Raw genomic sequence first — 23,950 nt, 5'->3', positions numbered from 1 at the left:
CTATTTTATTCGATTGTCCAAAAAGCTTGAAAAGTATCTGGAATCTTTTTCTCTTAGTATAAACCTGAAATTCAATTAGAAGATTGATCGGATATCTTGTAGGTTTTTGAACCATTTCCCATTCAAAACCGAAAAATTTAAACAGCTATCTACTCTTCATCTTTTATCCACACGGTAAGTAAATTCAACCGCCGTCGCTTTTTTCGCTGCTGTACGCACAATGAATTTTACATGGCCGGCATTTTTGATCTCGTAATCATGTGTGGATGATTCCATTATCCAAATCGGCTCATGTATAGTATGGCTAATGTGGATGCGGACATTTTCCTGCTTATTGTTCATCAAATCATAACCATACGTTACATATTCCACCCCTTCTTGTAGCCACCGCTTTTTCTCATGGCTTCTACAAGAAATAGCGAATGCTTCTCCTACAAGGACTGAAACGATGTCCTCTTCCATTGAAGATTCAACTTCATTTTCTCCGACAAATTCCAATTCCTTATTCTTGTCGTGGCGAAAAATTTTCACTGCACCTCTTGGCAAAGAAATGCCGAGGCCGTTCGATTTTTTATTGTCATACTCTATTTTCACGCGTGCCCGCTCGCTCCAGTTATCTACTTCATAGATTGTCCGAAACGATTCTATATGCGCTTCCAGGAACTTGATTTGTTTTGTCTGGCCATCTAATAGTGAAATAGGCCGATCTAGTTTGTAGCTGGGATGGTCTTCAAAATCAGCTTGCTCGAATTGGGAAGAACTCATTGAACTTTCGTGTATTTTCGGTTCAAATGAAAAATCTATGGTTTTCGGTTGACGGTACACCTCTCCTGCTATCAGCTTTATTGCCGGATTTTCATAATCAATCCCTGTATTATTGCGAATTTCCATCCATCCAGTAAGGAATAGCGCGGTTCCTTGTATTTCCACTATATAATTCGTCCGCCATTCGATGCCTTGTACAATATAGGACACGCTGATATGCTGATCCAACTCGCCAGGAGCCATTTGCCAAACGAGCATCGGCTTTTCCAGAAGTCCTTTCGGCATTGGCGGCAATATCAGTTCTCCTGCCGGGTCAATGATAATTTCTTTTGTATCTGGCCGCTCTCCGATCAGACCATCCACAGCGCTCAGCAAGCGGATTTGCATTGCTTCCCCAGTATCTTGGTTACGAACTATTACTTCACGCCCAATGTATTTTTCGAGTAATGTATTCTTGCTCATTGCACCGTCAGCATAACTTTGTTCAAGCACATTGAATCCTTTCACTAAAACAGAAGATGCTTCTATGTTTCTTGCTATACCCGTAAAGTGAATTTCGCTTATTTCTTCCTCAGTTGTAATTTGACGCAATTCTTTAACCATGCCAAAACCGCCTTGATAAATGCTTATCACTAAAGAGATTCGATCATTTTCCGTTGACTGGAACTTCATCATTCCGCCCCTTTCTTAACGTATATCTATTTTCAAGCCGTGATGAAAAAGCAGACGTTCGTCTGATCACATCGTTCTTTACGTTCTTTTCTGACTAGTATTGCAGCTGTTACGGCCATTCTAACATTTTTCGTCTACAACCCGCCTTATTTTCAGAAATTTTTATCAATTCACTCAAATTCAGGTACAATGAAGATAATACTTTTTAAAGGAGTGGCTATTAAATGACAAGTACTAAATCATTTGTAACTGATTACATGAATAAACAAAGAGGCCTTTTTGAAGAAATCAGTTCCTATGTTTGGAACCATCCGGAAACCCGTTTTCAGGAACACGCATCGGCAGCTTTTCTGGCGAATGCACTGGAGGAGGCAGGATTTGCAGTTGAGCGAAATGTAGCGGGTATCGAAACCGCTTTTGTCGGCACCTTTGGAGAAGGAGCACCGTATATCGGTTTTCTAGGTGAATTCGACGCCTTATCCGGCTTGAGCCAAGAAGCTAATATTGCCGAGCAGAAACCGATTGTCGAAGGCGGGATTGGCCACGGATGCGGCCACAACTTGCTCGGCACAGGCGCCCTTTCTTCCGCTTTTGCTGTAAAAGCATATATGGAAGAACACAACTTGCCTGGGACAGTCCAGTTTTTCGGCTGCCCTGGCGAAGAAGGCGGTTCAGGGAAAACCTTTATGGCAAGAGAAGGCGTGTTTGACCATCTTGACGTAGCGCTGTCTTGGCATCCTTCGCCAGTGAACAGCATTATGCACCTCAGCACACTTGCCAATTATCAAGTATATTTTCAATTCAAAGGCATTACCTCCCATGCTGCAAATTCCCCTCACCTCGGGCGAAGCGCATTGGATGCTGTTGAACTGATGAATGTCGGCGTCAACTACCTGCGGGAACATGTTCCTGCAGATGCCCGCATGCACTACGCCGTCACCAATACAGGCGGTTATTCGCCAAATGTTGTCCAAGCAGACGCAGAAGTCCTTTATTTGATCCGGGCGCCAAAAGTTGAGCAGGTAGACGAAATCTATAAACGCGTTTGCAAAGTCGCAGAAGGCGCTGCGCTTATGACCGAGACAAAGTTGACGGTCAAATTCGACAAAGCGTGTTCGAATTATGAGCCGAACCGGGCATTGGAAAGAATACTCCATCAATACCTTGTGGAGACAGGTGCGGGATCAGCGAGTGAAGAAGATCAACAATTTGCAAAAGCCATTTGGGAATCATTGAACGAAGGTGAACAAAAAAGTGCCGTTGAAGTACTTAAAGGTTTTGGCTATACCGGTGACGGAACTGAATTTGAAGGGAAGTATTTATACGACGACGTTTCGGAATACATTCCGTCTGATGAAGTCCTTTCCGGATCGACCGATGTTTCAGATGTAAGCTGGCTTGTACCGACTGCTCAATGTACGACGGCAACAGCGGCGATTGGGACCCCTCTTCACACCTGGCAAATGGTTACACAAGGCATTACGCCGTTTGCCCATTCCGGAATGCTTCGTGCCGGGACAGCAATGGCGCTGACAGCAATCTATTTGCTTGAGAACACAGATGAGTTAAAAGCAATCAAAGAGGAACATGAAAAGAAACGGGAAAAAAACCCTTATGTCTGTCCAATCCCAGCAGATATAAAACCATCTGCTATTAAAAATTAAAACAAGCCCGCTAAGAGAAGCACAGTCTCTTAGCGGGCTTTATTGATTTCATTGTGTTGCAAGAGAAGCTGCAATTCGGGCTAGCACGTCTACTCCTGTTGGCAATACCTCTTCGTCATAGTCGAACCGTTCGTTATGATGCCCCGCAGCAAGTGGTGTTCCTACAATAATGTATGTAGCGAGACCACCTTTTTCTTTTACCCGTTCCATAAAATAAGTGGCGTCTTCAGAACCGGCCGCATCGGTGCTTAACTTGGTAACCTTCTCGACAAACGGCGATTGTCCTGCCGCTTTTGCCACAATTTCAACCAATTCCGGGCTTGGCATACTGCTCCGTGCTTCGCCGACAATGTTCACTGCCACTTCGGTATCATACATCGTCGCGGCTCCGTTCAAAACATTCAATGCTTGCTCCCGTATATAATCATTGATTTCGGAAGTTTCGCCTCGTGTCTCAATCTTCAAAAGAGCCTGGGAAGGAATGATGTTGCGCCCGCTCCCAGCTTGGAGGACCCCGACATTCACTCTAGAAGCGCCATCGGCATGGCGTGGAATCCCGTACAAGCCAAGTACTGCCGTAGATGCGGCCATCAAGGCATTTTTCCCTTCATGCGGTCGCCCTCCTGCGTGAGAAGCTTTCCCTTTGAATACTACATCCATTTTCGTCGTAGCCAAAAACCCTGCGTTGCCCGCGACAATTTCACCTGCCGGAACGCCTGTGCCCAAATGGGTAGCGACAAAATAATCTACATCATCGACAATGCCCGCTTCCGTCATCGACTTGGCTCCGCGCGTCCCTTCTTCTGCCGGTTGGAAGATCAGTTTGAAGGTTCCCTTAAAACGGTCTTTTTGCTGAATAAGAAGGGAAGCTAGGCCAAGGCCCATAGCGGTATGGCCATCATGGCCGCATGCATGCATCATGTTTGCATTGACTGAGGCAAACCCTTCTGCAAACGGAATATGATCTTCACTAAGTTCCTCCTGAATATCAAGGGCATCCATATCTACACGAAATGCAATGACTGGGCCAGGTTTTCCTGTCTCAAGAATCCCAACAACACCCGTCATTCCACCCGTCAATTTCTGCAGCCATTTTTCATCTGCACCGTTTTCTTTTGCCCATTTCTCGTGCTTTATCAGCACCTCTTCATCCGGAACCCCCATACGCTCTTCCGCCTTCATCACTTCACTGCCCGCTTTTACTTTATAGCCCAGTTTTTCCAAATACGCTGCAACAATAGAAGCTGTCCGCATTTCTAAGAATCCTGACTCTGCATACTTGTGAAAATCGCGTCTCCATGTCTGAAGTTGAGGACGCAGCTCTTCAACTGCTTGTTGTAAATCCGTAGCCATTTACTCTCCTTCTTTCTCTTATAGATATGGTGTAATTCCCGGTCCAAACGGAATTCCTGCATAGAAGAAAATTAAGATTAAGATGATCCAAGTGATAAAGAAGATAACCGAATACGGAATCATCAGTGAAATCAGCGTGCCAAGCCCCGCTTTTGGATCATATTGACGCATGAAGGATAAAACCACGATGAAATAAGGGTTTAACGGCGTTATGATGTTTGTTGATGAATCGGCTACCCGATAAGCGACTTGAGTAAATGCCGGGTGGTAACCTAGTTGCATAAACAGCGGTACAAATACAGGAGCTTCCAGTGCCCATTTCGCAGAACCGGATGTGATTAAGAAGTTTAGCAAAGCAGTAAAAACACTATATCCAATAATTACCGTTATGCCTGTTAAGTTTATGCTTGTCAAAAATTCTGCGCCGTTTACTGCAATCCAAGTTCCAATATTGGACCAAGTGAAATAAGCGATAAACTGGGCAGCTGCGAAAATAAGGACAATATAGCCGGCCAGGTCTTTGATGGATTCTGTCATATATTTTGATATGTCACTTATTTGCTTGATGGCGCCCGTAGTTTTTCCGTAAGCAACGCCTAAAACCAAGAAGAAAATCAATATGATAGGGACAATGCCGCTTAGGAACGGAGATGGAATCATGCCACCCTCTTCATTGCGCAGCGGTGAATCTGGAAGAAGGATAAGCGCAAGGAGGACGCCTAGATATAAAAGTCCCGCAATTGCTGCGTTGCGAAGCCCTTTAGAAGCTTTCGGATGTTCTTCTCCAATGTCTGCTTCAACAGCTTCCCCTTTATATGTACCAAGTTTTGGTTCAATAATTTTTTCTGTTATAAGTCCGCCTACAAGAGTTAGGACAAAAACAGAAACGATATTAAAATACCAGTTATCAACCGGCGTTACGACAATTGAGGGATCTAAGATCTTTGCGGCTTCCGTTGAAATGCCGGACAAAAGCGCATCTGTTCCTACAATCAACAAGTTGGCTGTAAATCCAGCGCCTGCACTTGCAAATCCAGCTGCCAAGCCTGCTAAAGGATGGCGCCCGATTCGATAGAAAACCATTGCGGCTAAAGGAGGAATCAAGATGGTGGCAGCATCAGAAGCAATGTTACCCATGATTCCTACAAAAACAATTGCATAGGTAATAATAGCTTTTGGCGCTTTCAATACCGATTTCTTAATCGCCGTTTCAAGAAGGCCTACTTTGTCGGCAAGCCCGATACCAAGCATCATTGCAAGCACAAGCCCAAGCGGCGCAAAGCCAGTAAAGTTCTCAAGCATTGATGTTAAAATAAATTGGAGCCCAGCTCCTGATAACAGGTTTTGGATGGCCAAGTTCTCCCCTGTCCCCGGATGAATGACCGCTGCATTAAATTGAGAGAAAATAAACGATGCAATCATGACCAGAACTGCTAAATAAACAAATAACATAAATGGGTCCGGCAATTTATTGCCAATCCGCTCTATTCCATTTAAGATGCGTATAAACGTTCCTTGCTTCTTTGCGTTTTCCATATTTCATCCTCCTTTTAATAAAATTTATAATAACACAAAATTTCTGTATTTTTATTAACAATAGTAATTTTTTATAGATTATTCAGTAAAAGCCATCTTGAAATCACTTCATAATATATTTCCTTCAGCTGCTGTCCTCCAATGGGAAAGTACATTACACTGAACAAAGGAGGCGAGTTTTATGACGAAAAAAATGTTTGCGAGCGATAACAATTCCGGTATTCACCCCTTAATTTTAGAAGCAATTTCAAAAGCTAACGACGGGCATGCGCCAGCGTATGGCGATGATTCTTTTACTTCAAACGTTGCCATCAAATTCCGTGAACATTTTGGAGAAGACAGTGATGTGCTTTTTGTCTTCAACGGAACGGGAGCTAACGTTATCGCCTTAAAAGCGATGGTCCGTTCTCATCAAGCGATCATTTGCACAGAAGGCGCCCATATTCATGCAGATGAAGGCGGTGCTGCAGAAGGCTTTATCGGCGGAAAGCTCTTGACCGTACCGACAGAAGATGGGAAATTGACTGTTTCGCAAATTGAGCAGCAATTGGTGCATATCGGTTCCCAGCATCGCAGCCAGCCTAAAGCCATCTCCATCTCCCAGTGCACGGAACTTGGCACGGTCTATACAATTGATGAGATAAAGCAATTAACTTCGTTTGCCCATGCCAACGGCTTATTGGTTCATATGGATGGTGCACGGATCAGCAATGCGGCTGCTTTTCTCGGATGCAGCTTGAAAGAAATGACAACAGATGCCGGCATTGATATGCTGTCGTTTGGCGGCACTAAAAACGGCATGATGATTGGCGAAGCCGTAGTCTGCTTAAGAAAAGAACTTGCGCCAGAGTTAAAGTACATCCGCAAACAAAGTATGCAACTAGGCTCTAAAATGCGTTTTATCTCTGTTCAATTCGAATCCTTGTTTTCTGATAATCTATGGCTTGAAAACGCCATTCACGCAAACAACATGGCTCTTCAACTTGCTGAAGGATTGCAGAAAATCCCCGGCATCGCTCTCACTCAGCCCGTTCAATCCAATGCTGTCTTCGCGAGCATTCCAGTTGAGCATATCCACCAATTACAGAAATCCTATGGTTTTGCCATCTGGAATATTGAAAAAAACGAAATCCGTCTTGTCACATCTTTTGATACTACCCAAGAAGACGTCAATCTCTTTTTATCAACAACCCAAAAAGCATTTGAATGAACTGCAAAAAACCACTTTGGCCTAGCGCCCAAAGTGGTTTCTCAAATATTCAACCGTCACTGTACGACAGGGTTGGGATAATGGCGATTTTGTCGGATGCACCAATTCGCCGTAAAGCAAATCATCCAAAAAACGTACTTCCTCCCGAAAATGCTTGTTTGTTTCTCCATCAAACACTTCCACTTGCACATAAAGCGAATGCCCCTTTTCTATAAAATCAATGACAGTTACGTGATGGTTTATATCCATATATCCCCCTTTCAACAAAAAGCCCAAAAGCAGCAGCGCTTTTGGGCTTTTTGTTGTTAAAATAATCCGATGGCTTCTCCGTCTGCTCCAACATCCATCTTTAAAGCTGCCGGCTGTTTCGGCAAGCCCGGCATCGTCATGATGTCGCCTGTCAAACAAACTAAAAAGCCCGCGCCAAGCTTCGGCATAATCTCCCGGATGGTAATGGTAAAGCCTTCCGGACGCCCTAGCAATTTCGGCTGGTCGGATAAGGAGTATTGCGTTTTTGCCATACAGATCGGCAATTCATCCCACCCGTATTTTTTTATATCCACTAATTGTTTTTGCGCTTTATCGGACAAAAGAACATCGGCACCGCCATATACTTTTTGGACAATTGCGCGCAGTTTTTCTTCTACCGAATCAGTTTCCTCATAAAGGAAGGCAAAGTCTGTCGGTCTTTCCAGTTCGGCTTTAACAAGTTTCGCCAGCTCCAGGCCGCCTTTTCCGCCTTGTTCCCACACATTTGTCAGGGCGATTGCCACACCTTGGCCTTTTGCCCAGTCCATGATTTCCGCAATTTCTTCAGCTGTGTCAGTGACAAAACGGTTCAATGCCACAACCGGCTCTACGCCAAATTGGCGGATTGTATCAACATGCTTTGCCAAATTGACCATTCCGCGACGAACTGCATCGCTGTTTGCTTCTCCAAGCAACGTTTTATCAACGCCACCATGCATCTTCAAAGCACGGACTGTCGCAACGATTACAACAGCATCAGGATGGAAGCCGCCTTTTCTCGATTTAATATGCATAAACTTTTCTGCTCCCAAATCAGCACCAAAGCCTGCTTCGGTTACGACCACATCTGAAAGCTGACGTGCGGTATTCGTCGCCATCAGTGAATTGCAGCCATGCGCAATATTGGCGAACGGCCCGCCATGGATAATTGCCGGCGTACCTTCGATCGTCTGCACTAGATTTGGTTTAAAAGCATCTTTTAGCAGCAATGCAAGCGCTCCAGCCACGCCTAAATCACGTACAAGAACAGGTTCTTTATCGTAAGTATAGCCTATGACCATTTGTGCAAGCCGTTCTTTCAAGTCTTCCATTGAAGTGGCTAAACATAAAACTGCCATGATTTCAGAAGCGACAGTTATATCAAATCCGTCTTGTCTTGGAATGCCTTGGGCAGGACCGCCAAGGCCTATTGTTACTTGGCGAAGTGCACGGTCATTCATATCCAAAGCGCGTTTCCATGTAATCCGACGCGGATCTAAATTCAGCGGATTTCCTTGGTGCAACTGATTATCGATAAATGCAGCCAATGCATTATTGGCTGATGTAATAGCATGAATATCGCCAGTAAAGTGAAGGTTAATGTCTTCCATCGGTAAGACTTGGGCAAAACCGCCGCCAGTCGCGCCTCCTTTAACACCCATGACTGGTCCTAAAGAAGGTTCCCGCAATGCCACAATGACTGATTCGCCTAGCTGATTAAATGCATCAGCCAGCCCTACTGTTACCGTCGATTTCCCTTCTCCTGCAGGAGTTGGGCTAATTGCCGTAACAAGCACTACTTTCCCAAGCTTTTCGGCCGCCGGCAATAACTCTACATTAATCTTCGCTTTGTATTTCCCGTATAACTCTAAAGCATCTTCTGGAATTCCCGCTCGGTTTCCAATAGTCTGTATCGGCAAAATCTTCGCATCTTTCGCTATCGACAAATCAGTAAACGCCATTAATCGCCCAACTTTCATTTTTTTCTTCTATTATAACGTGTTATGCGCCAATTGAAAGAATAACCGCCTTTCGCAGATGCGAAAGGCGGTTATGTTTCAGGATTTATTTTTCGATTTTATCTTTTTTTTCATCTGTCTTAACTTCATCTGTTACATCGTCCATAATGCCTTTTGTTGAGTTTTTGAACTCTCTTAACGTTTGTCCGGCAGCTCTTCCTAGTTGCGGCAATTTAGCTGGTCCAAAAATAACCAAAGCAATGATAAGAATTAAGATCAGACCTGGTACACCAATGTTTTGCATGAATTTCCCTCCTAAGGGTCGAGTATTATTTAGCAAGCTCTTCGTAATGTTTGAGTTTCCGTCTATATGTCCAACTGGAAACAAAAATACTGATTTCAAACAAGATGAATAGCGGAATGATGATCAATATATCTGAAATGAAATCTGGCGGTGAAATAAGAACGCCCACTACAACCAGTACAAAATACGCTACTTTACGCATTTTACGCAAAGTAAAAGGAGTGACAATTCCTAATTTCGTCAAGAACATGATGACGACCGGCATTTCAAACACAATGCCGACAGGAATAATTAGGTTGAACATAAACGTAAAGTATTGGCTCATTCCATATGTTTCCGTCGCACCAATAGATTGGTTAATGCCGGACATGAAATTTAGCATTAGTGGAAACAAAATGAAATAACTAAAGCTAACACCGGCCGCGAACAGCAGGCAAGAAGCTGGTATAAAAAAGAATGTGCCTTTTGCTTCTTGTTGGGATAAACCTGGCTTTACAAATTGCCAAATTTGATACAATGCAATCGGCAATGTAATCAGCAGCGCCAACAGCAACGCACATTTCAAGTAAATCATGATTCCGTCTGTATAAGCAAATACGTTCCATTCTACATGGGCAGCAGTCGGCTGCATTTTAATAAACTGTAAAGTTCTTTCAGCAGTTGCAAAACCAATTCCCAAAGAGATTGCAAAAGCTACGACAATAATAATTAGCCGTTTCCTCAACTCCGCTAAATGTTCAACAACTGTTTCTTGCTTATCCATATATTAACCACCTACTTCGTTAACTCGAGGAAACATGCTGCTTCCAATGATGAGAAAACTGCTAGCTTTTCATTAAAAGGTTTGGATCATCTTGAGTTCAATAAAAACTTTAGATTGATGCCTCATTCCACTTGTAATTATACTCTTCGTGGAAGATTTGTAAATCATATAGCCATGCTGATTATCAAAATGTGAAGAGCAAGTGAACAAAATGACAAAATCCAACAATGAAAAACTAGTACGGATTTGATTGGCTTTAAATATCGAAAAGACTTCTATTTTAAAGAAGAGCAATCCCCTTACTTCCAAATCAGCTTTGCCGAAAGAATGGCCACAGATAAAGAAATTTCAAGCCATTAGTGCCTCCAACATTATCTTTTAAGCAGAGAACTGGAGTGTCCTTATTTTTACCCTTCGCTTTCTGCAAGAGTAAGTTCAGGGAAGTCCTTTTCAATAACTTCAAACATATCGTTTTCCGCCAAGTACTCAAACAGCTCTTCTTCTCCCACTTTATGGAATTCATGAGTGTCTGCTGGGTTATGGAACTGAATGATGTATTTTTTCCGCCTATTTTTTGCTATTACATAAACATCCATTTCCGCATACTTTTTTACAGTGCACAAGTTTTGGTTTTCGATAATAGAAGCGGCGTCCATCTTATCCAAATGCGTATATAAAAAAGCTTCTGAGCGTTTCTGTTCTGCTGAGATGAAACTCATTTTCTCTTGGTGCTTGTTGATGAAGCGTTCTGATAGCTGTTGATGGAAGGAAATGGTTGCCCATTCTACTTTTCCCCGATGTTTTTCGATAAATTTTTCTGACAGCACTTGCACTCGGGTAATCACATGCCAATCCACTTTTTGCTGATGGCGGCTAATCAATTGCATGGGCAAATTCTGGCAGAGCGACAGGCAGCTCCACGACAATTTCTCCTGGTGCCGTTCGATAAAAGCAGGAGACAATCCTTTGCCGTTAGCCAGCTCTTGTTTCATCGACACGATTGTCCAGTATTCTTGTTCATCAAACGGTTTGCCCTCTTTTTCATAGAAACTTTGCTGGCGCTTGCTCAGCTTGTCCCAATTGATTAGCCATTTTTCTTCCGCCGCAAATTCTTCAATAAATCTCTCTGATACTTTTTGATGTTTTATAACACTTTCCCAAAACAGGCGCCCACTAAATTCTCGGATAAATTCTTCGGACAGTTCTTGAAATTCAGAAACTAGTTTCCAGTTTACCTGATCGCTGTTCTCTCTTAAAAATGTTTCCGTTAATTTCTCTTCCTTGCATATAGTATTCCACGGTATAGAGCGCTTATCTCTATAACCTTTTTCCTCAATCAGTTCACCTAACGAATTAATCATAGTATCCACTCTCTTTTCAAAATTGATTTCGTTATTATTTTATTCCCTTTTAAAAATCGATAAAACGAAAAGGTGCCAGGTTAATGGAACAGAGTTTTGTTATCTTGCTTTTTCATTCCTGAAACATTAATAGACCAGGCTTTGGGTGTATACTGTAAATAAAGGCGGTGAGGAAATGCAGGCAAAAAACACTTCTTCAATTCCTGCAGTTTATTGGCAAGCTATTAAGGAAAACGATCCAGAATTTGATGACCGCTTTTTTTACGGTGTCCAAACAACCGGCGTTTTTTGCCGTCCTTCATGCAAGTCCCGTCTGCCCAACAAAGAAAATGTTCAGATTTTCAAGAACGCTTTTATCGCGCTTGAACAGGGATACCGACCTTGTAAACGCTGCAAACCGGACGGATTAAAACTTCCGATGGAAGAATGGGTTCAACAAATCTCTGAATGGATAGATGTCCATTTTACCGAAGAAGTAACGCTTAGCTCACTTGCAGAAACGACTCATAGCAGCCCTTATCATCTGCAGCGATCATTCAAAAAAGTTACAGGAATATCACCTTTGGTTTATCTTCAACAAAAACGTTTAGAAAAAGCCGCACAAGAGCTTACATCAACTAGTCGTTCAGTCACTGAAATCGGCAGAGCTGCCGGATTTTCGAACACCCCTTATTTTATTACGTTATTTAAAAAGAAGACCGGCCAAACGCCGGCCCAATTCCGAAAAGGAGTGAATTAGAGTGGATCAAAACAAAAAAATAATTGAGTGGACGGTTTTGGAGAACGGACAATGGACTCTTTATGTGGCTAAAACAGAAAAAGGGCTTTGCTATATCGGCTCTCCCGGCAGTTCCTTCGAAGAGTTTGAAGCCTATTTTGCGAAACGCTACCCTGATGCCGGCTTAGTGGAAAACACTGAGGCGTTAGCACCTTATATTCAGGAGTTGGCTAATTATTTAAACGGTTCTACACAGACTTTCTCTTTGCCTATCGATATTAAAGGAACTCCTTTCCAAGAAGAAATTTGGCAAGTTTTGCAGAAGATTCCTTACGGAAAAACAATATCTTATTCGGAAATTGCGGAACTTATCAACCGGCCTTCAGCAGCTCGGGCAGTCGGCAGCGCCATCGGAGCCAATCCGCTTCTTATCTTAGTGCCCTGCCACCGCGTAATCGGAAAAAGCGGAGCAATCAGCGGTTATCGGGGAGGCATGGAGCTTAAGCGGTTTCTGCTGGATTTAGAACTTCAAAAAATATAAAAAAAACCCGTTAAAGCCCTAGTTCTTATGCTTTGGCGGGTTTTGCCTCAGTTAATGTTCATGTGCTAGAATGCCGTTCAGGATAAAATCTGTATACATATCTGCCAATTCGGCCACAGACAATGTGCCTTCCGGATTGAACCATTGGTAGCTCCAGTTAGTGACACCAAGAATCGCAAAGGTAATCATCTTTGGCTGCAAGTTGTTCCGAAATTCGCCGGAATTAATGCCGTCCCCGATCACCTGTTCAATGTTTTCTCGGAACTCTCCGCGTTTTGCTCGGATAGTCGCTGCGTTTTCTGCTGACAAATGACGGATTTCCCGGTAATACACCTGGCCAATCGCCCCTTGATTTTCAATATCATGAATAAGCAGCTCTACAACTTTCACCAGCTTCCCTCGGTTTGTTGGTTCAGTTGCCAGCAAATCCTGTTGTCTTTTAAGTAAATCATCTATATAGCGAAGATGTATATCCATTAATAAGGCTTCTTTGCTTTTGAAATGATAATAGAAAGAGCCTTTTGTTACGCCTAATGCATCAACAATATCTTGGATGGATGTCGCACTAAACCCCCTTTCCACAAAAAGATCAGTGCTTTTCTTCATCAATTCCGCTTTCATGGATAGCCACTGCCTTTCTTGTTTTACTGAAGATGTTTCCATTATTATAGCATTTATCCCCTCCAACTTTTTTGGCTGGAAAATCAAAACAACCTATTGAACCGCCTTAAGCAGGCACGCTTCAGCTGTTTCTACAGTGAAAAAGTAAGGTCGACTTTCAAGACGCTTTTGTCGAATCGATTAACGGCAACATTGGCTCCTTTACTCGCCAAACGCTCTGTAATCTTCCTGCCAATGCCTCGGCTTCCTCCTGTTACAAACGCTGTTCTTCCTGCAAAATTTCGTCCCATTCTTGTCCTCCCTGCTATTTGAGGCGTTGAATATAAGTTTTTAATTTTAAGCTCCAATATTGAACGGCCGGTATGTTAACCGTAAAAAATTTCTTTAATACGATTAAAGACAGACTAAATGTAAGCGCTTTATATTTTTCTTAAAATTCAGTATACCTCACTTTTTCACCGGCATTCAACAGTCTCTTTACTTTATAGAAAAAGAAGGCAGTCTATAATAGACGCCTTCTCTGCTTTACACTACTGCTGAAGTATTCTGTATTTTTTCATAGACATAGGCCCCGTTTTCAATGCGGCTCAGTTTGACTGCATCCCCGATTTCGACGTCCTCTTGAATGCGTGCCGTAACTTTTGCATTTGCTTCATCCAAATCGATCAACACCACATTATAAGGGGCAATGTCGGCAAATTCTGCTGGAGCAATATGAATTTTCGTATAGCTGTATACAGTCCCTTTATCTGATACTTCTTTTTCCTCATGCTTGCTTTCGCTGCATTTCGAACAGGCATACTTTTTGGTAATGGAGTCCGTGCCGCAACAAGAGTAGATTTTCATATTCCTTACACCCTCTCTAAAATGTGGACAGTGGAATAAGATCCTGTTCCACCAAGATTCTGTGCCAGTGCTAAACGAGGATTATTCGCCACTTGATTGGCTGCATTGCCACGCAGTTGACGCACCAATTGGTAGAGTTGCGCAATGCCCGTGGCTCCGATTGGATGGCCTCGCGATAACAGCCCACCGCTTGTATTGACCGGCTTATCACCTGTTACTTTGGTGCGTCCTTCCTCAACGGCCTTCCATCCTTCCAAACGATTGAAGAAACCAAGTTCTTCTGTAGCAATGATCTCCGTCATGGAAAAGCAGTCATGAATTTCTATGACATCAATATCTTCCGGCCCTAAACCTGCCTTCTCATAAGCAAGGCGCCCTGATTCTCCAATTGCCGGTATGGACAATAAGTCCACTGCGTCCTGCATTTGCGTAGGCCCTGAAACTTGAGAGGAAGAGCGGACATGGATGGGAGATTTTTTACGGGAAATGACAATTGCTGCAGCTCCATCAGTCATTGGCGAACAGTCAAACAAGCCGAGTGGATCTGTAATCATACGAGCCGCTAAAATTTCTTCCAAGCTTGTCGGTTTCGGGAATTGAGCTAACGGATTTCGCACCCCATTCTCGCGATTTTTCAATGCCACGCGAGCCAAATGCTCTTTCGTAGCTCCTGTTTCGTAAAAGTAGCGATTTGCTAACACACCGAAAAATCCCGGAAATGTCAGCCCTGCGTGCTTTTCTGTAGAACTAGTGTCCATTGCGGAATTGATTGCCTGAGTTACGTCCGGCGTAGAGGCATGCTTCATTTTTTCCACTCCGGCAACCAGGACCGTTTCATATTCCCCGCTCAAGATTCCCAGTATCCCTTGGCGGAAAGCAATTCCGCCCGACGCACAGGCCCCTTCTACTTTTGTGGAGGGGATATAGCCAAGGCCCAAATCATTGGCAATCAAGGCTCCTAAAATTTCTTGGTTCGAAATGCTTCCTCCCATGAAATTACCGACGAATACCGCATCAATTTTGGGACGCCCCGCGTCATTTAATGCTTCTGTACTGGCTTCCAGCAATAGCTCCTTCAAAGAAGATTCCAACTTCCCGAATTTCGTCATGCCGATCCCGTGGATATATACGTTTGTCATTTGCTCACCTCCACATGTTGCTGTTTCATTTCCCTTTTCAGGATTTTGCCGTAAGAACTTTTAGGCAGCTCTTCCACAAGAAAAATTTCTTTAGGCTTTTTGAAGCTGGCCAAGTTGTCTTTGCACAACCCAATAAGCTGCTCTACCGTCACATCTTCTTTTCCATTCGGCACGACAAATGCAACTACGCATTCTCCCCATTTATCGTCTGGCACGCCAATGACGCATGTTTCTTTAACGCCTTTATGCAGGTTTAGCACCTCTTCCACTTCCCGTGGATAAATATTGACGCCGCCGGAAATGATGACATCTTTTTTGCGGTCTACAATATGGACGAATCCTTGTTCATCCCGCCAGCCTAAATCTCCTGTATGTAGCCAACCGTCTCGCAATGTTTCATTGGTCGCTTTTTTATTGTTCCAGTAACCTTTCATGACAAGCGAACCTTTCGCAATGATTTCACCGACTTCGCCATGGGGGACTTCCTTGTTTTCGTCATCCACTATTTTCACATCTACAAATACACCAATCCGGCCGCACGAATCTAAGCGATGGCGTATTTCATTCCGCGGCATCATCGTAATGCACATTGGCGCTTCCACTTGGCCATAGGTCTCCACGAAAATATTGCCGGCTTTCTCCAATGCCTCCTGCAACTTACTTGCGGCAATCGGCGATCCTGCCATATTGATCGATTTGACAGTAGCTAGTTTAGAAGCATCAAAACTTGGATGCTGAATCATCAGATTGACCATCGTTGGAACTAAAAACAAAATAGATACTTTATCTGCTGCCAGATGATCTAAAAATTCTTCCGGTTCGAATTTGCTGTAGACGATTTGTGTCAATCCATACAGCCAGGAGACATGGCTCAAAAAGTTCGAACCATGCGTTAACGGAGCAACATGTCCGACAATATCTTCATAATCCACTTCGCACACTTGCGCCAAAGACAAGGCTCCGGCAATCATATTCCGATGGGAAAGCATCACACCTTTTGGATTTCCTGTAGTTCCCGAAGTGTACATGATTGCAAATAAATCATCTTCTGCAACCTTCTCAAAAAATGATTTCCCTTCAAATTGTTCAAGCACAGTTTCGTAAGGTTGGTCGATATAAAGCACAGGCACTTCCATTTCAACGGCATCAATCAACAACTGTTCGCCGATCAAAATGCTCAGACCGGCATCGTCAATCATGTACTGGTGTTCTTTGGGATGAAGGCGGTAATTAAGGGGGACTTTGACCATTCCAGCTAATGCAACAGCGATATCCAACTCGATATGCTCCAAACGGTTTGACATCAAAATGCCGATGCGATCACCTTTCTTGAATCCTAAATCATTGAAGTAGGCAGCCAATGCTTTAGCGCGCCCGATAAACTCCCTGTACGTAAAAGAACGGCTTGCATCTTTTACAGCTATTTTTCCGGGATAAGCATCCGCAGATTTTAACGCTAATTGTCCCAAAGTTTCCATTTACTCTTCACTCCTTTTTGTAAACTGGAAAACAGGCAATCCCCAATGAGGATCTTTTCCACGCTGCATTTCGACGCCATCTAACGGAAAAAGGATGTACTCAATGGTAACAGCTACCGGATTTTCATCCGCCAAAAAATGCCCTCCATTAATTTGGCGATCGCAATCAATCATCATGCCATGAAAATGGACATCCAGTTCTGCATCTTCGCCATAGCCCACAAATCCCGTCCCGGATAACAATTCCACCGCGGAGCTGGACTTTATTTTCTCCGAGTACCGTACAGTCCCTTCCACATCTCCCCGCTCCATCTGGACAAACGTCGCATACTTCAAAGAACCGAAACACTGAAAATGAGCCGCTTCTACGTTAAAATGTTTGCAGACTTCTTTGATTCCTCCGAACAAGTCAACATCCTTCATCAAACGTCCTACAATCCGGTGAGATCGCCCATCGTATACCGCTTGGATGCGAGCAGGATCTAAGACTCCTCCTTCCTCTCCAGCAAATTGGGGAGTGGAGTCATCAAATGCTGTCTGAGTTCGACTATTATCCAATACTAACCCCTCCGTCGACCTTCAGAATCTGGGAAGTTGTGTAACTGGCTTCTTTGGATGCAAAATAAAGAACAGCATTTGCTATATCACTTGGCTCTCCCATCCGGTCAATGACTTGGTTGCTCGTATCATAGGGAACCCCTGCAGTAATCGCTGTTGCTGTTGCTCCTGGAGCTACAGAATTGCACGTAATTCCGTATTTGCCGACTTCTTTGGCGACCCATTTGGTTAGCGCAATAACGCCGCCTTTTGATGCCGCATACGCCGGGCCAGAGCGTCCGTTTTTCTCGTCTCCTCCGGATACCACACCTCCATTGAGGCCTGAAACAGAACTAATATTGACAATTCGGCCATACCTTGCCTCTTTCATATGCGGGAAAATGACGGCTTGCGTGAACAAGAATGTCGCTTTCAAATTGGTATCCAAATCCCGCTCCCACATTTCCAGTGTCATGTCCTCTAGATCCAAACGACTGCAAGTACCGGCGTTATTCACTAAAACATGAACTTCATCAAATTTTTCAATGGTCCGGTTTACGACCGCCTTTACAAAATCAGGGTCACGAATATCCCCAAGACATTCCAGATAATCCGCTTCACCTAGCAGTTCGATTGTCTTTTCACATGAATTCAAATCCACTAAGACCACTTTTGCGCCTTCTTTCGCAAATTGCACCGATACTTCCTGTCCGATACCGCTTGCTGCCCCTGTCACAATCGCTACTTCGTTTTGCATTCTCAATTATCTTCAGCTCCCTATTTCACATTTAGTAAATCTGGTAAAAAGGTTGAGATGGCTGGGATATAGGTGACTAGCATCAATACGATCACTGCCGCGATTACAAAAGGCACAACACCTCTTGAAATCTCTACTATATTTGTTTTCGAAATCCCAGCTGCTACATATAAATTCAGGCCTACCGGAGGAGTAAACAGTCCGATTGCCAAGTTTACCGTCATAATAACACCAAAGACTGTCGGATCCACTTCTAAGAAAATAATAAGCGGCAAGAGAATAGGAACAAAAATGTAATAAGCTGAAATTGCGTCGATGAACGCTCCCGCAATTAATAGCAAGATATTAATCAATAACAAAATCAAGATCGGGTTGCTCGTCAATCCCATTATGCTAGTTGAAATATCCCGTGCAATTTGCTCGGTTGTAATAATATAGGCAAATACCGATGCTGCACTGACAATGATCATTACCACTGCCGTCTGAATTGCCGCTTCAACAAAAATTCTATACAATTTCCCGAACGTATCTCTGCGGTTCATTATAATTCCAACAACCAGTCCATAAACTACGGCTACAACAGCGGCTTCTGTCGGTGTGAAAAACCCTCCATAAATCCCCCCTAGAATAATGACTGGAATCATCAGCCCAGGAGCGGCTCCCACCAAAGCGGCCCACAATTCTTTTTTAGTTGCTTTACGGATTTCCAAACCTTCCGGGAGAATAAACTCTCCCCGCTTTTCTTGTCTTGAACGGACAATCATTGCAGCAATAATAAATGCAATACCCATGAGAATACCTGGAACCACACCTGCTGCAAATAGGCGATTGATCGTAACGGGAATTTGATCACCAGCCACAACCGCAAAGACAATAAACGCGATACTTGGCGGGATAACAATTCCGATTGCTCCGGAGCTTGCGACCAAAGCGCCAGCTGTTTCTTTCTTGTAGCCGTTCTTGACCATCGATGGAATAAGGATTCCTCCGATTGCAGCCACTGTTGCTGGGCCTGACCCTGAAATCGCTGCAAAGAAAATCGCTACGATAACCGTTACAAGAACAATTCCACTTTTGCGGTGTCCAACCAACGCTTGAGCAAAATCAATAAGGCGTTTGGAAATACCCACTTGTTCCATAATTACACCCGCAAGAATAAAAAAAGGAATGGCCAATAACGTAAATTTCGCAACACTCGTATACATAATATCAGTGACCATTTCCAGTCCGAAAACGCCACTCGAAACCACAAGAATCACAAGTGATGCAACTCCTAATGCAATAGCGATTGGCACCCGCAAGAATACCAACGCAAAAAATGTTCCGAATAAGGATATAGCTGTCATGCTAGCCCATCTCCTTCCAAAGCAGAACGCTTCACAACTTTCCGCTTTTCTTCACGGGCAGTTTGGTTGACTAGCTTTATTTCTTCTATACAAACCTGGACGATGCGAATGACACATAACAAAGCCCCTAAAGGCAATGCCGAAGATAGCACCCATTGAGGCCAGCCCAATGCAGGCGTTTTTTGCCCCATGTCCATCTGGAACAGAACCATCTGGATTCCATACCATAACAGAACACCAAATAAGAGCAGCCCCATCAATGCCGAAAATAAGATCAAAGCTTTTTTCAGTCCATCTTTCACATGATCAAATACCAGGGTAAAGCCAAGGTGTGCGTAGCGTCGCACACCTGCAGCCGTTCCGACAAACGTTAGCAAAACGAACAAATTAATGGTGATTTCTTCAGTAAAAGAAAGAGACAGGCTTGCTATATTCCGAGCCACGATATTCGCAAACGTGATGATGGTCATGATCAAGAGGGCAACAAATAGTATGACTTCTTCGATATAATTTAACACTTTCATCTAGAACAGCCCCCTTATTCACCCTGGAACGCTTTTAGCAAATCGGCACCCCAAATATCCGTGTATTTATCATAGATCGGTTGTGAAGCTTCTTTAAATTGAGCGATTTCAGCTTCTGTTGGTGTATAAAGCTGCATGCCCGCCGCTTCTAAATCCGCAATTTGCTTTTCTTCTTTTTCACGTGCAATTTTCACTTGATAATCTGCCGCTTCTTTTCCTAAACGGTCAAACAACTCTTTGTCTTCGTCGCTCATCGATTCATACAACTTCTTGTTCATTCCAAGTACGAGTGGATCGTATGAGTAGTTCCACATAGTCATATATTTTTGAACTTCTTGCAGCTTGGAAGAAGAGATAACGTCAACCGGGTTTTCTTGTCCATCGATCGTCCCTTGCTGCAATGACGTAAATACTTCCGAGAACGTCATAGTTTGCGGATCTGTACCAAGCTCTCGGTAAAGATCGGTATACATTGTGATGCCAGGAATTCGGATTTTCAATCCAGCCAAATCTTCAGGATTTTTCACTTCTCGCTTGTTGTTCGTCAGTTGGCGGAAACCGTTTTGGCCAAAGCCTAATGCGTGAATGCCTTTTTCATCCAGAATGCCTTTTAATTGCTCTCCGCCTTCGCCATTGAATACCGGATCTACTTCATCGATGTTCTCGAATAAGAAAGGCGCACTTGCAACTCCAAAGCGATCATCTAAAACCGAGTAAATGATGGTTGAGTTGAATGTTAAATCGATGGAACCTTTTGCTAAACTTTCAACCGCTTTTGCAGAATCTCCTCCAGACAATTGTTCGTTGGCAAAAAGTTCGATATTAATGCGGCCGTCTGATTCTTCAGCAATATCTTTTTTCAACTTCTCTGCAGCCTCATACCAAGTTGATGAATCTGATACTGTCACAGACATTTTCAAGTCGTATTCTTGCGCTTCAGCATTTGCCCCACTTTCCGCTTCCGAACCACAAGCCCCCAAGATCAGTGCCACTGACAATCCCATTGCTGCTAAATTGAATTTTCTCTTCAACATTCCATCCACCCCTAATTTTGATTTTTTTGAATCGCGTCATACAAGAAGTCGACAATATGGACAGCCTGTATTTCCTTTTCCAAGCCTTCCCTCTGAATGCCTACCTGCATTTGCATGAGGCATCCTGGATTGGATGTTACAACTTTTGACGGTTGCAACTTCCGTACTCCTTCCATTTTCAGTTCCAAAATTTTTCTGGCCATTTCCGGCTGCAACAGATTATAGATTCCTGCGGACCCACAGCAACTGCCTGCATCGATTAATTCTTTATATTCAAAGCCCGGAGCATCTTGCAATAACGACCGAGGCTCTAAAAACACTTTGTTGACGTTCCGTAAATGACAGGAATCCTGATAAGTAACAATCGCGGTTTCATCAGATTCCAAGGATTTTAGCCGCACGTTCATTCCGAGCTTGACGAATAATGATGAGATGTCGAGCATCTTTTGGGAGAACCTGGCTGCTTTTTCGGCGTAATGCGGGTCATTTTTCAGATGCTTTTCATATTCAGTTAAAAAAGCGCCGCAGCCGCCAGCATTATTGACGATGTAATCAACGTGATCTGAGTCAAAGGCATCTATATTCGCCCTGGCATTTCTTAAACCCTTTTCCATTTCTCCACTATGGCCATGCAAAGCGCCACAACATTGCTGCTCTTTTGGCACGACCACTTCCACGCCTAGCCATTCAAGCAACTCGATAGTCTTGCGGTTGGTTTCCTGAAACAGCGTATCCATTAGGCAGCCGGCGAAGAAAGCAACTCTCGTCGTTTTCGGTTTTAATGAAGAAGGTTTCTTTTTCTTCGTCTCGACTTTAGGCAGCACACCTTCCATCTCTTTCATGAACGGTGGGAAAAGGCTAAGGAAACCTATTTTACGCGTTGCCGACTGTAAACCCGACTTTTGATAAAACTGCACTAACTTTACCGTTGCCGCCATTTTCTTTTGATCTGCAAAGACGCCATCAAAGCTAGCTTTCCGAACAATTTTTTCCATTAAATCTTTTGGTTTTGCCTGCTGAATGGCGACTCGTGTTTCCTCGATCAGCACTCCGTATTGGACCCCTGCCGGACAAGCCGGCTCGCATGCCCGGCAGCCAAGACACATATCAAAAGCATCTTCAACCGAACCATCCCATACCACGTCGCCATCGCGCATCGCTTTCATAAGGGCGATACGCCCTCGAGGAGAATGGGTTTCGTCGTTATTTGTCGCTAAATAAGTTGGACAAGCTGGCAAACAAAACCCACACCTCATGCAGTCCATCAAATATTCTTCGTTGACATTCTCTACAAAAGATTCGTGCATGCGCTGCTGCAATTCACTAACCATTGTGAATCACCAGCCTCATTTTTGTTTCTTTCGCGAACAACTTTCCAGGATTCATGATATTCAACGGATCAATTGAATTTTTTATTGCCTTCATGAGGTCAATGCCGCTTTCTCCAAGTTTCCACTCCAAGTAAGGGGCTTTCATCTCTCCTACGCCGTGCTCTCCGGTAATGGTGCCGCCAAGTTCGATTGCGACATGAAAAATTTCAGCTAATGCCTGTTCCACGCGTTCCATTTCTTCTTTGTCCCGTACATCCGTTAGACAGGTGGGGTGTAAATTACCATCCCCCGCATGGCCAAAAGTCGTAATTTGCACATTGTATTTCTCAGCAATTTCTTGGATAGCTCTGACCATTTTTGAAATCTCGGAACGCGGAACCGTTGCATCTTCCAATATTGTAGTGGGCCGCTTTCGGGCAAGAGCAGAAAGAGCTGCCCGCCTACCTGTTTTCAATACTTCAGCTTCTTCATCTGATGACGCCATGACCGTTGACGTGGCACCTTCTTTTTCAGCAATGGCTATCATTGTCTGGATATCCCGTTCAACCTGTTCTGCATTGCCGTCTTGTTCCATGAGGAGCATGGCTTCTGCATCCCGAGGCAATCCTATTTTCATAAAGTCCTCAACAGCGCCAATTGTTCCTTTATCCATGAATTCCAGGGTCACCGGAATTATTTTATGGGCAATAATCGAGGAGACGGTTCTTGCTGCGTCTTCTAACGAATTAAAATAGGCAATACCCGTTTTTTTTGAAATGGGCAATGGAATCAGTTTTAGCGTGATTTCTGTAATAATGCCGAGTGTTCCTTCTGATCCGACCAGCAGAGACAATAAATCATAGCCAGCGACATCCTTGGCCAATTTGCCTCCCAGTTTCAACACTTCCCCATTCGGAAGCACAACGGTGAGGGCCTTCACATAATCTTTTGTAACACCGTATTTTAATCCTCTTAGCCCCCCGGAATTCTCACTTACATTTCCTCCGATCGTGGAAATTTTCATTGAGCTTGGATCTGGGGGATAAAATAAATTATGCTTTTCAACGAAATTGCTTAAATCCTGAGTTATTACTCCAGGCTGAACAGTGATTGTCAGATTTTCTTCATCCAGCTCTAAAATCTTGTTCATATTGTTGAATAAAAGTACGATGCCTCCTTGTGTCGGCACGGTACCAGCCGCCAAGTTAGTGCCGGATCCCCTGGAAATTATCGGAATTCTCTCTTTGGAACAGATTTTTACGATATCCCTTATCTCTTCCGTACTTTTAGGAGAAAGAACCATGTCAGGCTTTGCTTGAAAATTTGCAGTGGCATCATAGGAATAGGCCAGCAATTGAGCTTGGGAGTTTTTTATATTGGATTCACCTACTATTGAGGTAAACGGTTTTGCTAAGTTTGCATCCACGGCTTCAACCTCGCTTTCATGTTAACGCTTTCATTTATATTAATATTCAAACTCTTCTGAAACTATGTGTGCGAAACA

General features: G+C 43.6%; 24 protein-coding genes. 4 read left to right on the top strand and 20 right to left on the bottom strand.

The window, feature by feature from the left end; genetic code table 11:
• Positions 1–156 precede the first annotated feature (156 nt).
• Complete coding sequence (locus B0H99_RS08095) at positions 157–1,437, bottom strand: DUF4139 domain-containing protein (protein WP_106533142.1); 1,281 nt, start codon at positions 1,435–1,437, stop codon at positions 157–159.
• Positions 1,438–1,661: 224 nt separating this feature from the next.
• Between B0H99_RS08095 and B0H99_RS08090 the strand changes: the two genes are divergently transcribed.
• Positions 1,662–3,101, top strand: a complete 1,440-nt coding sequence (locus tag B0H99_RS08090) for a M20 family metallopeptidase (protein ID WP_106533141.1) — start codon at positions 1,662–1,664, stop codon at positions 3,099–3,101.
• A 48-nt stretch (positions 3,102–3,149) separates the two neighbouring features.
• Here the strand turns inward: B0H99_RS08090 and B0H99_RS08085 are convergent, their stop codons facing one another.
• Positions 3,150–4,454, bottom strand: a complete 1,305-nt coding sequence (locus tag B0H99_RS08085) for a M20 family metallo-hydrolase (RefSeq protein WP_106533140.1) — start codon at positions 4,452–4,454, stop codon at positions 3,150–3,152.
• A gap of 18 nt (positions 4,455–4,472) precedes the next feature.
• Positions 4,473–5,990: an AbgT family transporter gene (locus tag B0H99_RS08080; RefSeq protein WP_106533139.1), complete on the bottom strand. Its 1,518-nt coding sequence runs from the start codon at positions 5,988–5,990 to the stop codon at positions 4,473–4,475.
• Positions 5,991–6,171: 181 nt separating this feature from the next.
• Here B0H99_RS08080 and B0H99_RS08075 point away from each other — a divergent pair, with 181 nt between their 5' ends.
• Positions 6,172–7,200, top strand: coding sequence for a threonine aldolase family protein (locus B0H99_RS08075; RefSeq protein WP_106533138.1), 1,029 nt, complete (start codon positions 6,172–6,174; stop codon positions 7,198–7,200).
• Between the two features lie 21 nt (positions 7,201–7,221).
• On the opposite strand, the gene B0H99_RS08070 is transcribed toward B0H99_RS08075, so the two are convergent.
• From B0H99_RS08070 to B0H99_RS08050, 5 genes are all read right to left on the bottom strand, one after another.
• The gene (locus B0H99_RS08070; protein ID WP_245894459.1) at positions 7,222–7,449 is read right to left on the bottom strand and encodes a hypothetical protein; all 228 of its coding nucleotides are present in this window, start codon (positions 7,447–7,449) and stop codon (positions 7,222–7,224) included.
• A gap of 56 nt (positions 7,450–7,505) precedes the next feature.
• Positions 7,506–9,170: a formate--tetrahydrofolate ligase gene (locus B0H99_RS08065; RefSeq protein ID WP_106533309.1), complete on the bottom strand. Its 1,665-nt coding sequence runs from the start codon at positions 9,168–9,170 to the stop codon at positions 7,506–7,508.
• A gap of 103 nt (positions 9,171–9,273) precedes the next feature.
• Positions 9,274–9,471, bottom strand: a complete 198-nt coding sequence (locus B0H99_RS08060; protein ID WP_106533137.1) for a twin-arginine translocase TatA/TatE family subunit — start codon at positions 9,469–9,471, stop codon at positions 9,274–9,276.
• 25 nt (positions 9,472–9,496) lie between these two features.
• Complete coding sequence (gene tatC, locus B0H99_RS08055) at positions 9,497–10,234, bottom strand: twin-arginine translocase subunit TatC (protein WP_106533136.1); 738 nt, start codon at positions 10,232–10,234, stop codon at positions 9,497–9,499.
• A 407-nt stretch (positions 10,235–10,641) separates the two neighbouring features.
• The gene (locus tag B0H99_RS08050) at positions 10,642–11,595 is read right to left on the bottom strand and encodes a hypothetical protein (RefSeq protein ID WP_106533135.1); all 954 of its coding nucleotides are present in this window, start codon (positions 11,593–11,595) and stop codon (positions 10,642–10,644) included.
• Positions 11,596–11,770: 175 nt separating this feature from the next.
• Between B0H99_RS08050 and B0H99_RS08045 the strand changes: the two genes are divergently transcribed.
• Together B0H99_RS08045 and B0H99_RS08040 are read left to right on the top strand one after the other, a co-directional pair.
• Positions 11,771–12,334: a bifunctional transcriptional activator/DNA repair enzyme AdaA gene (locus tag B0H99_RS08045; RefSeq protein WP_106533134.1), complete on the top strand. Its 564-nt coding sequence runs from the start codon at positions 11,771–11,773 to the stop codon at positions 12,332–12,334.
• Between the two features lies 1 nt (position 12,335).
• Positions 12,336–12,854 carry a methylated-DNA--[protein]-cysteine S-methyltransferase gene (locus B0H99_RS08040; protein WP_181313618.1) on the top strand — a complete coding sequence of 173 codons (519 nt, stop codon included), beginning with the start codon at positions 12,336–12,338 and terminating at the stop codon, positions 12,852–12,854.
• Between the two features lie 51 nt (positions 12,855–12,905).
• Here the strand turns inward: B0H99_RS08040 and B0H99_RS08035 are convergent, their stop codons facing one another.
• The 12 genes from B0H99_RS08035 to B0H99_RS07980 all read right to left on the bottom strand — a co-directional run bounded on the left by B0H99_RS08035 (position 12,906) and on the right by B0H99_RS07980 (position 23,872).
• Positions 12,906–13,517, bottom strand: coding sequence for a TetR/AcrR family transcriptional regulator (locus B0H99_RS08035; RefSeq protein WP_245894458.1), 612 nt, complete (start codon positions 13,515–13,517; stop codon positions 12,906–12,908).
• Between the two features lie 89 nt (positions 13,518–13,606).
• The gene (locus B0H99_RS08030) at positions 13,607–13,765 is read right to left on the bottom strand and encodes an SDR family NAD(P)-dependent oxidoreductase (RefSeq protein ID WP_106533133.1); all 159 of its coding nucleotides are present in this window, start codon (positions 13,763–13,765) and stop codon (positions 13,607–13,609) included.
• 235 nt (positions 13,766–14,000) lie between these two features.
• Positions 14,001–14,321 carry a Zn-ribbon domain-containing OB-fold protein gene (locus tag B0H99_RS08025; protein WP_106533132.1) on the bottom strand — a complete coding sequence of 107 codons (321 nt, stop codon included), beginning with the start codon at positions 14,319–14,321 and terminating at the stop codon, positions 14,001–14,003.
• Between the two features lie 5 nt (positions 14,322–14,326).
• On the bottom strand, positions 14,327–15,460 hold the full coding sequence (locus tag B0H99_RS08020) for a thiolase C-terminal domain-containing protein (RefSeq protein WP_106533131.1): 1,134 nt from the start codon (positions 15,458–15,460) through the stop codon (positions 14,327–14,329).
• Positions 15,457–16,938 carry a class I adenylate-forming enzyme family protein gene (locus tag B0H99_RS08015; RefSeq protein ID WP_106533130.1) on the bottom strand — a complete coding sequence of 494 codons (1,482 nt, stop codon included), beginning with the start codon at positions 16,936–16,938 and terminating at the stop codon, positions 15,457–15,459. The genes B0H99_RS08020 and B0H99_RS08015 overlap by 4 nt, the downstream gene beginning before the upstream one ends.
• On the bottom strand, positions 16,939–17,496 hold the full coding sequence (locus B0H99_RS08010; protein ID WP_245894457.1) for a PPC domain-containing DNA-binding protein: 558 nt from the start codon (positions 17,494–17,496) through the stop codon (positions 16,939–16,941).
• Positions 17,489–18,232, bottom strand: a complete 744-nt coding sequence (locus tag B0H99_RS08005; RefSeq protein ID WP_181313628.1) for an SDR family NAD(P)-dependent oxidoreductase — start codon at positions 18,230–18,232, stop codon at positions 17,489–17,491. Before B0H99_RS08005 ends, B0H99_RS08010 begins: the two co-directional genes overlap by 8 nt.
• Before the next feature lie 20 nt (positions 18,233–18,252).
• Positions 18,253–19,578 (bottom strand): TRAP transporter large permease, encoded by a 1,326-nt coding sequence (locus B0H99_RS08000; protein ID WP_106533128.1) that lies wholly within the window; start codon positions 19,576–19,578, stop codon positions 18,253–18,255.
• Entirely contained in the window at positions 19,575–20,102 is a 528-nt protein-coding gene (locus B0H99_RS07995) for a TRAP transporter small permease (protein WP_106533127.1), read from the bottom strand. The genes B0H99_RS08000 and B0H99_RS07995 overlap by 4 nt, the downstream gene beginning before the upstream one ends.
• Positions 20,103–20,116: 14 nt before the next feature.
• Positions 20,117–21,136: a DctP family TRAP transporter solute-binding subunit gene (locus tag B0H99_RS07990; protein ID WP_106533126.1), complete on the bottom strand. Its 1,020-nt coding sequence runs from the start codon at positions 21,134–21,136 to the stop codon at positions 20,117–20,119.
• An 11-nt stretch (positions 21,137–21,147) separates the two neighbouring features.
• Entirely contained in the window at positions 21,148–22,467 is a 1,320-nt protein-coding gene (locus tag B0H99_RS07985; protein ID WP_106533125.1) for a (Fe-S)-binding protein, read from the bottom strand.
• Positions 22,460–23,872 (bottom strand): FAD-binding oxidoreductase, encoded by a 1,413-nt coding sequence (locus tag B0H99_RS07980; protein ID WP_106533124.1) that lies wholly within the window; start codon positions 23,870–23,872, stop codon positions 22,460–22,462. Before B0H99_RS07980 ends, B0H99_RS07985 begins: the two co-directional genes overlap by 8 nt.
• Positions 23,873–23,950: the final 78 nt, after the last annotated feature.

The organism is Planomicrobium soli (genome assembly GCF_003014655.1).
Classification (GTDB): domain Bacteria; phylum Bacillota; class Bacilli; order Bacillales_A; family Planococcaceae; genus Planococcus; species Planococcus soli_B.
This window is presented reverse-complemented; position numbering and strand designations above follow the sequence as displayed.

Bases quoted from the DNA above. Each gene is read 5' to 3' on its own strand.
- B0H99_RS08030 (WP_106533133.1), bottom strand. From the start codon at position 13,765: ATGGGACGAAATTTTGCAGGAAGAACAGCGTTTGTAACAGGAGGAAGC.
- B0H99_RS08025 (WP_106533132.1), bottom strand. From the start codon at position 14,321: ATGAAAATCTACTCTTGTTGCGGCACGGACTCCATTACCAAAAAGTAT.
- B0H99_RS08080 (WP_106533139.1), bottom strand. From the start codon at position 5,990: ATGGAAAACGCAAAGAAGCAAGGAACGTTTATACGCATCTTAAATGGA.
- B0H99_RS08075 (WP_106533138.1), top strand. From the start codon at position 6,172: ATGACGAAAAAAATGTTTGCGAGCGATAACAATTCCGGTATTCACCCC.
- B0H99_RS08095 (WP_106533142.1), bottom strand. From the start codon at position 1,437: ATGAAGTTCCAGTCAACGGAAAATGATCGAATCTCTTTAGTGATAAGC.
- B0H99_RS08035 (WP_245894458.1), bottom strand. From the start codon at position 13,517: ATGGAAACATCTTCAGTAAAACAAGAAAGGCAGTGGCTATCCATGAAA.
- B0H99_RS08085 (WP_106533140.1), bottom strand. From the start codon at position 4,454: ATGGCTACGGATTTACAACAAGCAGTTGAAGAGCTGCGTCCTCAACTT.
- tatC (WP_106533136.1), bottom strand. From the start codon at position 10,234: ATGGATAAGCAAGAAACAGTTGTTGAACATTTAGCGGAGTTGAGGAAA.
- B0H99_RS08060 (WP_106533137.1), bottom strand. From the start codon at position 9,471: ATGCAAAACATTGGTGTACCAGGTCTGATCTTAATTCTTATCATTGCT.
- B0H99_RS08000 (WP_106533128.1), bottom strand. From the start codon at position 19,578: ATGACAGCTATATCCTTATTCGGAACATTTTTTGCGTTGGTATTCTTG.
- B0H99_RS07990 (WP_106533126.1), bottom strand. From the start codon at position 21,136: ATGTTGAAGAGAAAATTCAATTTAGCAGCAATGGGATTGTCAGTGGCA.
- B0H99_RS08015 (WP_106533130.1), bottom strand. From the start codon at position 16,938: ATGGAAACTTTGGGACAATTAGCGTTAAAATCTGCGGATGCTTATCCC.
- B0H99_RS07995 (WP_106533127.1), bottom strand. From the start codon at position 20,102: ATGAAAGTGTTAAATTATATCGAAGAAGTCATACTATTTGTTGCCCTC.
- B0H99_RS08065 (WP_106533309.1), bottom strand. From the start codon at position 9,170: ATGGCGTTTACTGATTTGTCGATAGCGAAAGATGCGAAGATTTTGCCG.
- B0H99_RS08005 (WP_181313628.1), bottom strand. From the start codon at position 18,232: ATGCAAAACGAAGTAGCGATTGTGACAGGGGCAGCAAGCGGTATCGGA.
- B0H99_RS08020 (WP_106533131.1), bottom strand. From the start codon at position 15,460: ATGACAAACGTATATATCCACGGGATCGGCATGACGAAATTCGGGAAG.
- B0H99_RS08045 (WP_106533134.1), top strand. From the start codon at position 11,771: ATGCAGGCAAAAAACACTTCTTCAATTCCTGCAGTTTATTGGCAAGCT.
- B0H99_RS08090 (WP_106533141.1), top strand. From the start codon at position 1,662: ATGACAAGTACTAAATCATTTGTAACTGATTACATGAATAAACAAAGA.
- B0H99_RS08070 (WP_245894459.1), bottom strand. From the start codon at position 7,449: ATGGATATAAACCATCACGTAACTGTCATTGATTTTATAGAAAAGGGG.
- B0H99_RS08050 (WP_106533135.1), bottom strand. From the start codon at position 11,595: ATGATTAATTCGTTAGGTGAACTGATTGAGGAAAAAGGTTATAGAGAT.
- B0H99_RS07985 (WP_106533125.1), bottom strand. From the start codon at position 22,467: ATGGTTAGTGAATTGCAGCAGCGCATGCACGAATCTTTTGTAGAGAAT.